14 protein-coding genes and 1 riboswitch are annotated in these 14,431 nt (G+C 65.9%); of the genes, 5 read left to right on the top strand and 9 right to left on the bottom strand.

Translation table 11 applies throughout. The annotated features are described in order from the left end of the window. Positions 1-133 precede the first annotated feature (133 nt). The 3 genes from ACNEOT_RS06625 to thiO form a co-directional block, all read right to left on the bottom strand. The gene (locus tag ACNEOT_RS06625; protein WP_415973110.1) at positions 134-919 is read right to left on the bottom strand and encodes a thiazole synthase; all 786 of its coding nucleotides are present in this window, start codon (positions 917-919) and stop codon (positions 134-136) included. A gap of 4 nt (positions 920-923) precedes the next feature. Next, complete coding sequence (thiS, locus tag ACNEOT_RS06620) at positions 924-1,139, bottom strand: sulfur carrier protein ThiS (protein ID WP_415973109.1); 216 nt, start codon at positions 1,137-1,139, stop codon at positions 924-926. After that, positions 1,136-2,215: a glycine oxidase ThiO gene (gene thiO, locus ACNEOT_RS06615; RefSeq protein WP_415973108.1), complete on the bottom strand. Its 1,080-nt coding sequence runs from the start codon at positions 2,213-2,215 to the stop codon at positions 1,136-1,138. The genes thiS and thiO overlap by 4 nt, the downstream gene beginning before the upstream one ends. Next, positions 2,184-2,295: riboswitch (TPP riboswitch) on the bottom strand. (Overlaps the previous gene by 32 nt.) Before the next feature lie 35 nt (positions 2,296-2,330). Between thiO and thiE the strand changes: the two genes are divergently transcribed. Beyond that, positions 2,331-3,023 (top strand): thiamine phosphate synthase, encoded by a 693-nt coding sequence (gene thiE, locus ACNEOT_RS06610; protein WP_415973107.1) that lies wholly within the window; start codon positions 2,331-2,333, stop codon positions 3,021-3,023. On the opposite strand, the gene ACNEOT_RS06605 is transcribed toward thiE, so the two are convergent. Then, positions 3,020-3,856, bottom strand: a complete 837-nt coding sequence (locus ACNEOT_RS06605) for an NUDIX hydrolase (protein WP_415973106.1) — start codon at positions 3,854-3,856, stop codon at positions 3,020-3,022. The genes thiE and ACNEOT_RS06605 overlap by 4 nt on opposite strands. Before the next feature lie 86 nt (positions 3,857-3,942). Between ACNEOT_RS06605 and ACNEOT_RS06600 the strand changes: the two genes are divergently transcribed. From ACNEOT_RS06600 to ACNEOT_RS06590, 3 genes are read left to right on the top strand one after another with little or no spacing between them, the layout of a single operon-like run. Next, the gene (locus tag ACNEOT_RS06600) at positions 3,943-5,247 is read left to right on the top strand and encodes a hypothetical protein (RefSeq protein ID WP_415973105.1); all 1,305 of its coding nucleotides are present in this window, start codon (positions 3,943-3,945) and stop codon (positions 5,245-5,247) included. Then, a complete protein-coding gene (locus tag ACNEOT_RS06595; protein ID WP_415973104.1) occupies positions 5,247-6,215 on the top strand; it encodes a glutamate ABC transporter substrate-binding protein in 969 nt (322 codons plus the stop codon). Before ACNEOT_RS06600 ends, ACNEOT_RS06595 begins: the two co-directional genes overlap by 1 nt. Positions 6,216-6,225: 10 nt before the next feature. Next, positions 6,226-8,640 carry a tetratricopeptide repeat protein gene (locus tag ACNEOT_RS06590; RefSeq protein WP_415973103.1) on the top strand — a complete coding sequence of 805 codons (2,415 nt, stop codon included), beginning with the start codon at positions 6,226-6,228 and terminating at the stop codon, positions 8,638-8,640. Here ACNEOT_RS06590 and ACNEOT_RS06585 read toward each other — a convergent pair. Further along, positions 8,637-9,827: an acetate kinase gene (locus tag ACNEOT_RS06585; protein ID WP_415973102.1), complete on the bottom strand. Its 1,191-nt coding sequence runs from the start codon at positions 9,825-9,827 to the stop codon at positions 8,637-8,639. The two genes, ACNEOT_RS06590 and ACNEOT_RS06585, sit on opposite strands and share 4 nt — an antisense overlap. Beyond that, entirely contained in the window at positions 9,824-11,947 is a 2,124-nt protein-coding gene (gene pta, locus ACNEOT_RS06580) for a phosphate acetyltransferase (protein WP_415973101.1), read from the bottom strand. Before pta ends, ACNEOT_RS06585 begins: the two co-directional genes overlap by 4 nt. A gap of 60 nt (positions 11,948-12,007) precedes the next feature. Between pta and ACNEOT_RS06575 the strand changes: the two genes are divergently transcribed. Beyond that, the gene (locus tag ACNEOT_RS06575; protein WP_415973100.1) at positions 12,008-12,520 is read left to right on the top strand and encodes a nitroreductase/quinone reductase family protein; all 513 of its coding nucleotides are present in this window, start codon (positions 12,008-12,010) and stop codon (positions 12,518-12,520) included. A gap of 14 nt (positions 12,521-12,534) precedes the next feature. Here ACNEOT_RS06575 and fgd read toward each other — a convergent pair whose 3' ends face one another. The 3 genes from fgd to ACNEOT_RS06560 form a co-directional block, all read right to left on the bottom strand. Next, the gene (fgd, locus tag ACNEOT_RS06570) at positions 12,535-13,548 is read right to left on the bottom strand and encodes a glucose-6-phosphate dehydrogenase (coenzyme-F420) (protein ID WP_415973099.1); all 1,014 of its coding nucleotides are present in this window, start codon (positions 13,546-13,548) and stop codon (positions 12,535-12,537) included. A 64-nt stretch (positions 13,549-13,612) separates the two neighbouring features. After that, positions 13,613-13,945, bottom strand: coding sequence for a YidH family protein (locus tag ACNEOT_RS06565; RefSeq protein WP_415973098.1), 333 nt, complete (start codon positions 13,943-13,945; stop codon positions 13,613-13,615). Next, the gene (locus ACNEOT_RS06560) at positions 13,942-14,310 is read right to left on the bottom strand and encodes a hypothetical protein (RefSeq protein WP_415973097.1); all 369 of its coding nucleotides are present in this window, start codon (positions 14,308-14,310) and stop codon (positions 13,942-13,944) included. Before ACNEOT_RS06560 ends, ACNEOT_RS06565 begins: the two co-directional genes overlap by 4 nt. Positions 14,311-14,431 lie beyond the last annotated feature (121 nt).

Genomic DNA, 14,431 nt, shown 5'->3' with positions numbered 1-14,431 from the left:
CATCGGCGGCCTGCGGTTGCAAACGCGCGCGCGTTCGTCAGGTGCGCACGGATTCGCCCTCGTATCCGCCACTGATCCGCGCGCGTTCAGCACATGCGCGCGCGTTTGCGTGCTGCGCCGCCGACGCAGCCACTCACATGGGCGAGCTGGCCTGCGCCCAGAATCGCTTCGGGATTCGGCCCGCATGTCGGGCCTGGTATCCCGCCTCCACCGCATTCCGCATCGCCGACGCCATCAGCGCGGGATCTTTCGCGCGGGTCACTGCGGTCGCGAGCAGCACTGCGTCGCAGCCGAGTTCCATCGCGAGAGTGGCGTCGCTGGCCGTGCCGATGCCCGCGTCGAGGATCACCGGCACCGACGCGGCGTCGACGATCATCTCGATGTTGTGGGGGTTGGCGATGCCCAGGCCGGTGCCGATGGGTGAGCCGAGCGGCATGACGGCCACGCAGCCGATGTCCTCGAGACGCTTGGCCAATACCGGGTCGTCGGTGGTGTACGGCAGCACCTGGAAGCCGTCGTCCACGAGTTGCTCTGCAGCCTTGACCAGTTCGATGGCGTCGGGCAGCAGGGTTCGCTCGTCGGCGATCACTTCGAGTTTCACCCAGTCGGTCTCGAGTGCCTCACGGCCGAGTTGCGCGGTGAGAACTGCCTCGGCCGCGCCACGGCAGCCCGCGGTGTTCGGCAACGGGGCGATGTTCAAGCGTCGCAGCAGATCCAGCACACCCGTCCCACCGGCGGCGTCGACGCGACGCATCGCGACGGTGGTCAGTTCGGTTCCGGATGCGACGAGTGCGTCCTCGAGTACCGCAAGATTCGCCGCTCCCCCGGTGCCGGTGATGAGCCGGGAGGTGAAGGTGCGGCCGGCGATCGTCAGGCCAGGAGTGGAGCCTGCGGAACGACCAGTACTTTCAGCCGTCATGCTCTCAACCACCTTGAACGGCCGTGAGAACGTCGATGGTCCAACCTTTTTCGACTCCGGTGGTGTTCCATCGGCTCTTGGGCAGCACCGCGCCGTCGACGGCGACGGCGATGCCCTTCTCCGGCATGCCCAGGAACTCGAGCAGTTGCTGCATGGTCATGTCCTCGGTGAGCAGGTGGTCTTCACCGTTGACGGTGATTCCGATCGCGACCTGTGTCATGGTGTCCTTTCGATCTGCGAGAATCTCTGAGGTGCAGCCGCTTTCGCCTCGGTCAGGGTGTCGCCGGAAACCAGCGCGGCGACCGCGTCGGCGGTGATGGGGGCCAGCAGAATCCCGTTGCGGCCGTGACCGGTCGCGACAATCACCGTCGGAGACAGCCTGCCGATCAGGGGTAGTCCGTCCGGGCTCATCGGCCGCAGTCCGGCAGCGGTCTCGTGGAGTTCGTATTCGCCGATGCTCGGCATGAGCCGTTCGGCGTCGGCTATCAGGTCTCGTACCCCGGCGACGGTGACTTGGGTGTCGTGGCCGGATTCGTATTGTGTTGCGCCGACGACCAATCCGTCGCCGCGCGGTACCAGGTAGATCGCACGTCCGTGCACGGTTCCTCGGACGGTGCGGTGTGGCGGTGGCGCTGCGCTCGGCCGCCTGCGCAGCCTGAGGATCTCGCCCTTGACCGGCCGGACCGGAAGAGATGGCCACAGCGCGGCCGACTGCGCACCGGCAGCCAGAACCACCTGGTCGGCGTCGGGGATGGTGTCGACCGACTCCGTGGAGAACTCCACTCCCGCGTCGAGACACGCCTGCTCGAGCGCGGCAACCAGTGCTCGATTGTCGACGGACAGTTCGGTCGGAGCGAGCAGTCCGAGCCGAATGTTCTGCGCCAGAGCAGGTTCGAGCTCGCGTAGCTGCGCTCGTCCCAGAATCTCGAGCTCGTGGCCCTGTTCGCCTACCCATTCGGCGATCGTTCGCAGATCGGCGGCATCGGCGGAGTCGAGGGCCACTGTCACCGATCCGGTCGCGGAGAACACCGAGGGACCGGGGAGGCGTCGGGCAAATTCCGGCCAGCGCGCCAACGACGCAGCACCCAGATGCAGCAATTCGTGTTCGCCAGGCCAGCCCTCGGACAGCGGAGCCAACATCCCGCCGGCAACCCAGGATGCGCCCTTTCCCAGAGCCGGGTCGTGAAGGACGACCCGGTGACCGTCGTCGGCCAGGCGCAGCGCCGTCGACAACCCGATGACGCCTCCGCCGATCACAACGATGTGCACGCGATTCCTCACTCCCTGCGCCCGCATGATCGGGTTCAGGTATTGACGGTAAGGGCGGCGAACCCACTCTCAGCCCCACGAACCCTGGGACTCCCGCGATCAATCTTCGTTTTACGGCCTCCATGAGAATACAGTTCGTTTCGTGCATCCATCTCAGACCGCCCGCAACCAGAGTCCCCGTGAGCGTCTTGCGTCCGCTCGCCTGTACCTGTGTACCGATGCCAGGCGCGACAAGGGCGACCTCGCGCAGTTCGCCGAGGCCGCGTTGTCCGGTGGCGTCGACATCATTCAGCTGCGCGACAAGAACTCCGCCGGTGAGCGTGAGTTCGGTCCCCTCGAAGCCAAGGACGAGCTCGCCGCGCTGGCGGTCCTGCTCGCTGCGACCAAGCGGCACGGTGCACTGCTGGCGGTCAACGATCGCGCGGATCTGGCGTTGGCCTCGGGTGCCGACGTACTGCATCTGGGTCAGGGCGATCTACCGGTGCACTACGCACGACAGATTCTGGGCCCGGACGTGGTGATCGGGCGGTCGACGCAGAATCGCGCACAGTCCTCGCTCGCCGCGATCGAGGACGGCGTCGACTACTTCGCCGTCGGGCCGGTGTGGCCGACGCCCACCAAGCCCAATCGAACTGCGGCGGGACTCGAGTCTCTGCGGGCCACTGCGGACGCGCTCCCGGAACGGCCGTGGTTCGCCATCGGCGGCGTCGACGCGACCAATGTGGATCAGGTTCGGGCGGCCGGTGCCGATCGCATCGTGGTGGTCCGAGCAATCACCGAGGCCAGGGACCCGCAGGCTGCGGCTCGCGAGTTGGTGCAGGCGCTGCAGGCCTAGAGCCAACCCAGTACTGCGGACGGCGTCAGGACCTGCACCGATTCCGGCAACCGGTCACGTAGTCCGCGGTCGGCCGTGACGAGCGCAGTCAGATCGCCGTCGAGATTGGCCTGGTCGGCGAGGGTGTCGTCGCCACTGCCGTCGGCGACGATGACCGGGATGCGCGGATCGTCCACCTGCGCGTCACGGGCCTGGCCTTCGAGCACGGCCTCGATGCGCGTGAGCCAGCCGTACTGGCCGCTGGGCAGTTCGACGGTGCGCGGCAGCGTCTGAGCGAGCGAGGTCAGCAAGGCAGCGGTGGATCCGGCGCGGTCCTTCCACCAGCTGTTCGGCCGCGAGCCCAGCACATTGGCGGTGTCGAGCAGCACCCGCAGCGGAACTGTGCGCAGCGACGGCCAGCTGGACGCGAACCCGGGGTGCAGTGGGAGTTCGGCGACGATCGATTCCGGTACCCAGCGCAGTTCGGTGCTCTCACCGTTGGGCACGGTGGCCAACGGATGATCGGTATCGGCGATGACGGTGGTGTACGACCAGCCGCTCTCGACGCTCGCGGTGACACGCTCGCTGCGCACACACAGTTGTTCGGCCGCGATTCCGGCTTCCTCGTGTGCTTCGCGAACGGCCGCGTGCGCGGTGCTCTCATGGGAATCACGGGCTCCGCCGGGTAATGCCCACGTTCCGCCCTGGTGGCTCCACAGCGCGCGATGCTGCAACAGCACCATCGGTTCGCGTGCGTCGGACGGGGCACGCAGCAGCAGTCCCGCGGCACCGTGCTTTCCCCAGTGCCGAGTGCCGTCCTCGCCGATCACCCAGCCGTCCCCGTCACCACGCATGCTCACCAGCCTAGGTGAATCATCTGCCGGTAGTCAGTGAGCTGTAGTGGCTGCAGTACGGTCCGCCTGCTTATATGCTCGGGAGCGTGATCGCGGCCGGCATTACCCCCTCCGCTGCCGTCCCCCCGACAACGGCTACGCACGTCGGTGCCACTGCAGGCAAGCCACCGGTTCGATACACGATGCGCTCGACGCCTGCGCGATTGGTCGCGATGGGAACGGCTCTGGTGGTGTTGGCCTTGACGGTCGGCAATCTCGCATCGACGGCCGTGACCGAACGGGTCGACACTCTGGGCACCCTGCTGGTGCGGACCGAGCCGTTCGCCAACTCGGCACAGAATCTGTACGGGGCACTGTCGGTGGCCGATGCGGCTGCGGCGACGGCATTCATCGCCGGCGGACTCGAGCCGCCCGAGGTACGCGAGCGATACTCGCAGGCGCTCGGGGAGGCATCGTCGGAGTTGATCGCGGCCTCGGCCGGAGTGACCGAGAACGACGCGGCCACCAGCGCAGTGCTGACTCAGATCGCCGCCGGGCTGCCGGTGTACAGCGGTCTGGTCGAGACGGCGCGAGCCAACAATCGCAGCGGAAATCCGGTGGGCGCGGCGTATCTCGGTGAGGCGTCGACGATGATGCAGACCAGTTTGCTGCCGCTGGCCGAGAAGCTGTACACCGAGCAGGCGTCGCGTGTGTCGGCCGATCAGGAGCGCTTCACCAGTCCCCCACTGTTCGCGATCGGCTCGCTGGTGTTCCTGTTGCTGATGACCGGTGCGGCGCAGTGGTACCTGTCACGGACTACGCGTCGGACGTTGAACGTCGGAATCCTTTCTGCCACAGTCGCTGTCGCCGGACTTCTCGGTTGGATGCTGGTGGTGGGACTGATCTCCTCGATCGCCACCGATCACGCGATCGACCGTGGAGTGTCTCCGCTGAAGTCCTACACGACGGGTTTCATCCTCGCGCAGCAGGCCAGAGCAGACGAGACACTCGATCTCGCCCGCCGCGGCGGCAGCCAGGACTACGGACAGTCGTTCGACGCCAACGTCTCTCGACTGACGGAGATGTTCCAGGGCGACGCGGCGGTGATCGATGCTCTGAGCACGTGGTCCACCTCGCACTCGCGGATCGATTCCGCGCTCGAGGTCGGCGATTTCAACGGCGCGGTCGCCATCGCCACCGGGACCGGCGAATCCGATTCGGCCGCAGCGTTCACCGCACTGGACAGCGTCCTGGTCGACGGAATCGAGAATGCCCGACGCGAATTGCGGTCCAACATCGATCGCTCGGTGTGGGTGTTGTCGGGGTTGTCCAACGGTGCGTACGTACTCACCGTCGTCGCCTCGGTGGCCTTCGGCGTCGGGTTGTTCCCGAGGTTGCGTGAGTACCTGTGATGCGCCTGCTGGCTGTCGGCATCATGGTCACCGCCCTGTTGGTCGGGTGCGCTCCGCCGGACAACTCTGCGCCGCTGATGGATACGACGTTCACCGAGCCGCCGCTGCCGGACGGCGCATCCGTCGCCGCTCGGCCCACCGAGAGTCCCGCAGACGACGAGTGCGCCCGCCCCACCGCCAGCCTGCGGCCGCTCGCGACGGGCCCCGGCGCTCCGCCGGTGCCGCAGCCGACCATCGATGCTCTGCGCGCCAAAGGCCGCCTGATTGTCGGATTGGACACGGGCAGCAACCTTTTCAGCTTCCGTGATCCGATGACCGGCCAGCTGGTGGGGTTCGATGTCGACATCGCCCGGGAAGTCTCACGCGACCTGTTCGGCGACCCCAACCGGTTGGACTTTCGCATCCTCACCTCGGCGCAGCGGCTCGAGGCCCTGCAGGATTCGTCGGTGGACATGGTGGTGAAGACCATGACCATCACGTGCGCTCGGCGCCAGGACGTCCAGTTCTCCACCGTGTACTTCCAAGCGCAGCACCGGGTTCTGGTGGTACAGGGTTCGGGCATCCGCGGAATCGAGGACCTCGCGGGCAAGCGGGTGTGCGCCGTGGAGGGCACCACGTCGCTGCGACGCATTCAGCGTGTGCAGCCCGCCGCGACCGTGGTGACGGTGCCGATGTGGTCGGATTGTCTCGTGGTGCTCCAACAACGGCAGGTCGACGCCGTGAGCACGGACGACGCCATTCTCGCCGGTCTCGCTGCGCAGGATCCGTACCTCGAGATCGTCGGTGAGAGCCTGAGCCCGGAACCGTACGGCGTGGGAATCAACAAGAACAACGAGGATCTGGTGCGGTTCGTCAACGGGACGTTGGCGCGCATCCGCTCCGACGGAACGTGGAATCGCATCTACAACCGCTGGTTGACGGTGCTCGGTCCCACCCCCGGTCCGCCCAGCGCGTCGTACAGCGATTAGGGACCCCGACATGGACGACGACGAACAGCAAGCCACAGCCCCGGCGCAGCGAACGCAGGCGGTCTCTCGAACCGACACCAGCGAACGCACTGCGGCCGTGTCGAGAGCACCAGCGGCGACCGACGGCGTCGAACGCACCCAGGCGGTCTCGCGGTCGCCGATCGACGGCCGCACCGCGAAATCCACTGCGGCACAGAATGCTTCCACCCGATCCAAGACGGGTCGGTCGAGATCGGGTCGGTCGCGCAGCACCGGCATTCGGCGGCGACTCGGCGGCGGTCTGGTGGAGGTCCCACGGGTGGAGCCGGTCGATCCGGCCACCGCGGTGATGTCGGATCCGACGGTGCCGCAACACAAGCGGTTCTGTTGGAAGTGCAACGCCAAGGTGGGCCGCAACGAGCCCGGCGAGCCCGACATCTCGGTGGGCGTGTGCCCGCACTGCGGTGCGACGTTCGACTTCACTCCGTTGCTGGAGCCGGGCGACCGTGTGGTCGGCCAGTACGACGTGCAGGGCTGCATCGCGCACGGCGGACTCGGCTGGATCTACCTCGCCATCGACCGCAACGTCAGCGACCGCTGGGTGGTACTCAAGGGACTGCTGCATTTCGGTGACGAAGAGGCCCATGCCGTCGCCGTCGCCGAACGTCAGTTCCTCGCCGAGGTCGCACATCCCGGCGTGGTGAAGATCTACAACTTCGTCGAACAGCCCCGAAAGGACGGATCGACCGTCGGCTTCATCGTCATGGAGTACGTCGGCGGTCGTTCGTTGCGCGACATCCTCACCGCCTGCGGAGACGGTGCCCGCCTGCCGGTCGAGCAGGCGCTCGCCTACGTCCTCGAAGTTCTTCCGGCACTGGGCTATCTGCATTCGATCGGTCTGGTCTACAACGATCTCAAGCCGGAGAACATCATGATCTCCGACGACCAGATCAAGCTCATCGACCTCGGCGCGGTCGCGGGCATCGAGGACTACGGCTACCTGTACGGCACGGTGGGCTACCAGGCACCGGAGATCGTGAAGACGGGGCCGACGGTGGCGTCGGACATCTTCACGGTGGGGCGCACGCTCGCAGTACTGACGCTGGACATGCCTTCGAAGAACGGAAAGTATCTCGACGGGCTGCCCTCGGCCGAGGATTCGGATGTGCTGCAGCAGTTTCCGTCGCTGCATCGACTGCTGCTGCGCGCCACTCACGAGGACCCCACTCGGCGCTTCCGGTCCGCGGACGAGTTCGCCGGGCAGGCCACCGGCGTGCTGCGCGAGATTCTGGCGATCCGAACGGGCGTCGAGCGGCCAGGACTGTCGACGGTGTTCAGCCCGCCCCGCACGACATTCGGCACCGAGCAGTCGGTGGGGCGCACCGACACCTACGTGGACGGCACGGTACGCCACGAACGAATGACGGCAGCCGAAGTGGTTGCTGCGCTACCGGTTCCACTGGTGGACCCCAACGACCCGAGTGCACCGTTGCTCGCCGCAGCAGTACACGTCGAGCCTCGACAGACGTTGGACTCACTGCAACACGCCAAACGCAACGGCATCGAACGCATCACTGCCGGAACGGAATCGAACCGCTCTACTGGCTCCACCACTCCTGATTCGACTCCCGTCGAGCTGAGTCTCGAGATCACCCTCGCCGAGGTGAAGGCCCATCTCGATCTCGGGAACGTGGTCGAGGCAACGGACATTCTGTCCAAGGTCCAGTCGACCGACCACGACGCCGACCCGTGGCGCGTCCAGTGGTACGCCGGTCTGATCGCGCTGCTCCATCACGAATACGATTCGGCGTTCACCTGTTTCGACAACGTCCTGGGCGCGATGCCCGGCGAGCTCGCACCCAAACTCGCTCTCGGAGCCACCTCGGAGTTGCTCGGCCACGTCGCCACCGGCAACGCCGAAGAAGCCGAGAAGTGGCGGGCCAGGGCCGAGGGGCTGTACCGGGCAGTGTGGCGAACCAACCGTGGCATCGTCAGTTCGGCGTTCGGCTTGGCTCGGCAATTGCAGCGGCGCGGTGATCAAACGGGTGCCATCGCCGCTCTCGATCAAGTACCGATCAGCTCGCGGCACTACTCGATGGCACGCATGACAAGTGTGTTGACGCTACTGATGGACCGCTCGCGAGCCGAGCTGTCCGAGGCCGATTTCCGTTCTGCAGCACGGCGAGTGGCGCTACTGCCCAAGGCCGAGAGCCGGGCGCTGCAGATGCGGACGCTGGTGCTGGCGATGGCCCTGGACTGGATCGTCTCCGGCCACGCCGCCACAGCCGAGCGGGAACCGATTCTCAGCGTCCCGTTCACCGAGGACGGGTTGCGGCGCGGCACCGAGAAGGGCCTTCGGGCGCTGGCCCGCAACGCCACCGATCGTGCCCATCGCTTTTCACTGGTGGATCTGGCGAACGCGATCCGGCCACGTTCACTGTTCTAGTCGCCGGCACTTACCAGATCGTCCGCTGCGCGAGCGATCGCAAGTTCCTCGTTGGTCGGCACCACCAGCACCGTGACCTTCGAGGAGTCGGTCGAGATCACCCGAGCCTGTTTGCTGCGCACGGCATTACGCTCGGGGTCGATCTCGATGCCGAAGCCCTGCAGGCTCGCGAGGGCGTCCGCACGTACCGCTGCCGCGTTCTCGCCGACACCGGCGGTGAAGGTGATGGCGTCGAGCCGGCCCAGCCCGATCATGTACGCGCCGATGTACTTGCGCAGGCGGTGGATGTAGACGTCGTACGCCAGGCGCGCGGACGCGTCGCCGTCGTCGATCCGTTCCTGTAGTTGCCGAAAGTCGTTGACCCCACTCAGTCCGATCAGCCCGGAGCGACGGTTGAGCAGCGCATCGATATCGTCGACGCTCATGCCCGCACTGCGGCGAAGGTGCATGATCACGCCGGGGTCGATGTCACCGCTGCGGGTACCCATGACGAGACCTTCGAGCGGGGTCAGCCCCATCGAGGTGTCGACGGCCCGACCCCCGGCGACGGCCGAGGCAGATGCACCGTTGCCCAGGTGCAGCACGATCTGGTCGATCTCGGCGAGGTCGCGGCCCAGGAACTGCGCGACCTGCTCGGACACGTAGCGGTGCGAGGTGCCGTGAAAACCGTAGCGTCGGATGTCGTGCTCGGCAGCCACGGTCGCGTCGATGGCGTACGTCGCGGCCGCGTCGGGCAAGGAGTGGAAGAAGGCCGTATCGAACACTGCCACGTGCGGCACGTTCGGCAGTTGCTTCCTGGCGACCTCGATACCCAGGACGTTCGGCGGATTGTGGAGTGGGGCAAGGGCACTGAGGTCCGAGATCTGCTGCACCACCGCGTCGTCGATGATCGTCGGACGGTAGAAGACGGTGCCGCCGTGAACGACACGATGCCCGACGGCGGTGACGTCGGAGTCGAGACCGACCCCTGCGTCGGCGAGCATCTCGAACGCCAGGGCCAGACCGGCACCGTGGTCTTCGATGTGCTGGGTTCGCTCGGATGTTTCGCCCCGGTGGTCGAGTTCGACTCGGCCGTCGGATTCGCCGATGCGCTCGACGAGCCCGTTGGCCAGAGACTCCCCCGAGCCCGGATCTACCAGTTGGAACTTGACCGACGACGAACCGGAGTTGACGACGAGGATGCTCACTTGCTCTCCTGCTCGGCTGCGTCGGCGATACCCTGGGCCTGAATCGCGGTGATGGCGACGGTGTTGACGATGTCCTCGACGAGTGCGCCGCGGGAAAGATCGTTGACGGGCTTGCGCAGTCCCTGCAGAACCGGTCCGACGGCCACGGCACCGGCGCTGCGCTGGACGGCCTTGTAGGTGTTGTTGCCGGTGTTGAGGTCCGGGAAGATGAACACCGTGGCCTTGCCCGCCACCTCGGAATCGGGCAGCTTCGACGCGGCGACGGACGGTTCGATGGCCGCGTCGTACTGAATCGGGCCCTCGACGAGCAGCTCTGGATTGCGTTCGCGCACAAGTGCGGTGGCTTGTCGGACCTTGTCCACGTCGGCTCCCGAGCCGGATTCACCGGTGGAGTACGAGAGCATGGCCACCCGGGGTTCGATCCCGAACTGGGCCGCGGTCTGCGCCGAGGAGACAGCGATGTCGGCCAGCTGCTCGGACGTGGGGTCGGGTACGACGGCGCAGTCACCATAGGCGAGAACACGATCGGACAGGCACATCAGGAAGATCGACGACACCGTCGACACTCCCTCGGTGGTCTTGATGATCTCGAACGACGGCTTGATGGTGTGCGCCGTGGTGTGTGCGGCACCGGAGACCATGCCGTCGGCGATTCCCTTGTGCACCATCATCGTTCCGAAGTAGGAGATGTCGGCCATGATCTCGCGGGCGCGTTCGAGCGTCATGCCCTTGTGTTTACGCAGCTCGGTGTACTCCACTGCGAAGTCCTCTGCGTAATCGCAGTTCTTGGGGTCGAGAACCGTCGCGCTGTCGAGGTCGACGCCCAGTTCCGACGCGCGTCGGCGGATGGGGCCTTCTTCACCGAGGATGGTCAAATCCGCGACCTGACGCTGCAGCAGCCGTCCGGCCGCACGGAGGATGCGGTCGTCGCCGCCCTCGGGGAGCACGATGTGCTTGCGGTCGGCGCGTGCCCGGTGGATGAGCTGGTACTCGAACATCTGCGGGGTCGTGATGGTGGGGATGGCGATATCGAGCCGTCCCAGAAGGGTTTTCGCGTCCACCCGCTGTTCCATCAGGCCGAGTGCGGTATCGACCTTGCGCTGCGAGCCGACCGCGACGCGCCCTCGGGTCTGGGCCGCGGCGGAGGCGGTGTCGAAAGTGCCGAGCTCCGTCGTCAGAATCGGCAACCGCGGACCCAGTCCCGCCACCAGTCGTGCGATAGCCGGATGGGGATCGATGCCGCCGTTCATGATGATTCCGGCGAGGGACGGAAAACCCTCGGCCTCATGGGCGTTGACGAGGGCGAGCAGCACGTCGGATCGGTCGGCGGGCGCGATGACGACGACACCTTCGGTGAGACGTTCGAGGATGTGCTCGGCCGTCATGCCACCGACCATGACCCGCAACGCTTCTCGTTGCAACAGGGACGAATCGCCGCTGTACAACGTGCCGTCGACCGCATCGAGAAGCTCGGCCATCGTCGGCGCGACGAGAAGGGGAATCTCCGGCAGGCTCCACGCGGGCACTCCGACCGACGCCAGCGCGTCGGTCACCGCGTCGAGAGCGTCGGGGTCGCAGCGGTTCGCCACGATCGCAGCCAGATGTGCGTGGTGTTGCCGGAGCTCGGCCTGGCACAGGGTGGCCAACTGGGTGATCTCGTCGGGTGTGCGCTCGGACCCGCGCAGCGCAAGCAGAACGGGGGCACCGAGATTGACCGCGATGCGGGCATTGAAACCGAGTTCGCTGGGGCTACCGACGTCGGTGTAGTCGCTGCCCACGATCACCACGGCATCGCACTGGGAGGCCACCTCGTGGTACCGATTGACGATCTCGCTGAGCGCTGCATCCGGGTCGGCGTGGACCTGCTCGTAGGTGACGCCGAGGGACTGCTCGTAGGTCAGATCTGCGGTGGTGTGCTCGACGAGCAGTTCGAGAATGTAGTCGGGTTCGTCCGTCGAACGCGCGATGGGCCGGAACACACCCACGCGGGCCGCCGTCGCCGCGAGCATCTGCAGCACGCCCAACGCGATGGTGGATTTCCCGGTGTCCCCTTCCGGCGACGCGATGTAGATGCTCGAGGGATACATGTCCGACGCGTCGGTGCCGCTGGGCTCAGCCATGCTCGCTAGCCTAGTGGGTGCGGTCTTGACACCGGGTGCAGTCGGGTTGTCCCATGAACCATGGCCGAATCACCGTTCCCGGATGTGCGCTGGGGCAGCGAAACCTCGTTCATCCGTAAACCCGCCGTGAAGTTCGCGTCGACGAAGCCCGGTTCGTGGGTCATCAAGAACCTCGCAGGCGTCGACCGGTGGTTGTTGACCAAATCCGACGGCCGTTTCACCGTCCTCGGGCCGATCGCGGCACCGGTGGTGTTGCTGACCACCACCGGCCGCAAATCCGGCAAGCCGAGGACCAGCCCGCTGCTGTACTACCGCGAGGGCGAGAAGATCTACGTCGTCGGATCCAATTTCGGTCAGCAGCACCATCCGGCGTGGACGTCGAACCTCCTTGCCGATCCGAAGGCCGTGGTGGCCATCGGCGGCAAGAAGATTCCGGTGACGGCCACTCGCATCACCGGCGAGGAGAAGGCGCGCATCTATGGACAGTTCGGCGCGATGATCGAGGTGTACGGCGAGTACGAGACCAGAACCGACCGTGACATGCGACTGTTCGCACTCACGGCCGATCTCTGAGGTCTGCGCTCGAGTCAGCCGAGCTTGCGGAGGCGCGGCGCGAGGTCCTTCTCGAACAGTTCGAGGAACCGCTTCTGATCGTGCCCCGGTGCGTGGAAGACCAAGTGGTTCAGGCCGGCATCGGTGTACTGCTTGACCTGCTCCACTGCCTCGTCCGGATCCGACGCCACGATCCACCGCTTGGCAACCTGCTCGATCGGCAACTCGTCCGCAGCCTTCTCCATTTCGATCGGATCCTCGATCGAGTGCTTCTGCTCCGGCGTCAGCGACAGCGGTGCCCAGAAGCGGCAATTCTCCAACGCCAGCTCGGGATCGGTGTCGTAGCTGATCTTGATCTCGATCATCTTGTCGATCTCACCGGCGTCGCGCTCGGCTTTGCCCGCTCCCTCTTCGACGGCCGGAAGAAGCTTGTCGGTGTAGAGCTCCATGCCCTTGCCCGAGGTGCAGATGAATCCGTCGCCTGCGCGTCCTGCATAGCGCGCGACCACCGGACCGCCTGCGGCGATGTAGACCGGGATACCGCCCTCGGGAACGTCGTAGATCGACGCGCCCTTGGTCGTGTAGTACTCCCCCTCGAAGTCGACGCGGTCGCCGAGCCACAGCTCGCGCATCAATCGCACCGACTCACGCAGGCGAGCGAATCGTTCCTTGAACTCAGGCCATTCGCCGGTGAATCCGGTCGCGATCTCGTTGAGTGCCTCACCGGTTCCCACACCCAGCATGATGCGTCCGGGGTAGAGGCAGCCCATCGTCGCGAATGCCTGAGCGATCACCGACGGGTTGTAGCGGAACGTCGGCGTCAGTACCGAGGTACCGAGCTGGATCGTGTTCGTTCGCTCGCCGACGGCCGTCATCCAGGCCAGCGAGAACGGCGCGTGGCCGCCTTCGTGACGCCACGGCTGGAAGTGGTCACTGACCGTCGCCGAGTCCATGCCGTGCTGCTCGGCGAGCACACCGAGTTCGACCAGTTCCCGCGGCCCGAACTGCTCTGCCGATGCCTTGTAACCGAGCTTGAGACCCTGCGCCACGCCGAACTCCTGTCGTTGGTCGTCCTAGTTCTTCGATTGTGCACCTTCGGCCGTCGGGAGCGCGCTACTGGATCCCCAGAACCGTGACCGCCGCAGCCAGCAACGCCACCGCGGCTATGCCGATGGCGAACACCCACAGGTCTCGCGATTCGGGCATCGGTGCACCACTGTCGAGGGCGGCCTTGACGCGCAACCACCGTCGCAATCCGATGATCGGAGCCGCCGCCGCGAGACCGATCAAGGCCAGACCCAGCGAGGTCCGAACCCAGCCGGTACCGAACCCGGGAACCAGATGGACAATCGCGATTCCGCCGGCGAGCAGACCGAGCGACGTCCGCAGCCAGGCGAGAAATGTGCGCTCACTGGCGAGAGTGAAACGCTCGTCGGGGCGCGTCACGTCTGGGCGCGTGATGTATGGACGCGTGATGTATGGGCGGCCATGCGCTCGCGAACGAGACGGGCGACCAGCTCCGGATCGTCGGGAGTGAAAACCGGTGAGATGCGGCGGAGGGTGAGCACCACTGCAGTGTCCTTCTTGGGACGCATCACGTCCAGCGGAAGCCACTGGTCGTTTGTCGACGCACCCCACAGTCGCCACCGCCCGTTCCAATTGCCGAGGACGGCGGTGTCGACGGCGCGAATCCGGTCGTACGGAACGAATTTTCTCGTGGCGAAAGGGAAGTAATAGTGGCGAAGCGTGACGCCGGCATCGTCGAGGCGGACAAGCCCGTCGTCGTAGATCGAGTCGCTATTGATTCGCACAGTTAACGATAAATGCTGGATCGATGAGTCTGCAAACGACAGTTTCCGTTTCTGTCGGTGGGTCGGGATAGTCTTCGTTTATTTCGAACGCATGTTCGGAATCGGGGTTCACCGGGCCCGG

This window comes from Rhodococcus sp. 077-4, assembly GCF_047782425.1.
Taxonomy (GTDB): Bacteria; Actinomycetota; Actinomycetes; order Mycobacteriales; family Mycobacteriaceae; genus Rhodococcoides.
This window is presented reverse-complemented; position numbering and strand designations above follow the sequence as displayed.

Excerpts from the sequence above, each read along its gene's own strand:
- ACNEOT_RS06605 (WP_415973106.1), bottom strand. The coding sequence starts at position 3,856 with ATGCGTGGTGACGGGGACGGCTGGGTGATCGGCGAGGACGGCACTCGG.
- ACNEOT_RS06575 (WP_415973100.1), top strand. The coding sequence starts at position 12,008 with ATGGCCGAATCACCGTTCCCGGATGTGCGCTGGGGCAGCGAAACCTCG.
- ACNEOT_RS06590 (WP_415973103.1), top strand. The coding sequence starts at position 6,226 with ATGGACGACGACGAACAGCAAGCCACAGCCCCGGCGCAGCGAACGCAG.
- thiS (WP_415973109.1), bottom strand. The coding sequence starts at position 1,139 with ATGACACAGGTCGCGATCGGAATCACCGTCAACGGTGAAGACCACCTG.
- thiO (WP_415973108.1), bottom strand. The coding sequence starts at position 2,215 with ATGCGGGCGCAGGGAGTGAGGAATCGCGTGCACATCGTTGTGATCGGC.
- ACNEOT_RS06595 (WP_415973104.1), top strand. The coding sequence starts at position 5,247 with ATGCGCCTGCTGGCTGTCGGCATCATGGTCACCGCCCTGTTGGTCGGG.
- ACNEOT_RS06625 (WP_415973110.1), bottom strand. The coding sequence starts at position 919 with ATGACGGCTGAAAGTACTGGTCGTTCCGCAGGCTCCACTCCTGGCCTG.
- pta (WP_415973101.1), bottom strand. The coding sequence starts at position 11,947 with ATGGCTGAGCCCAGCGGCACCGACGCGTCGGACATGTATCCCTCGAGC.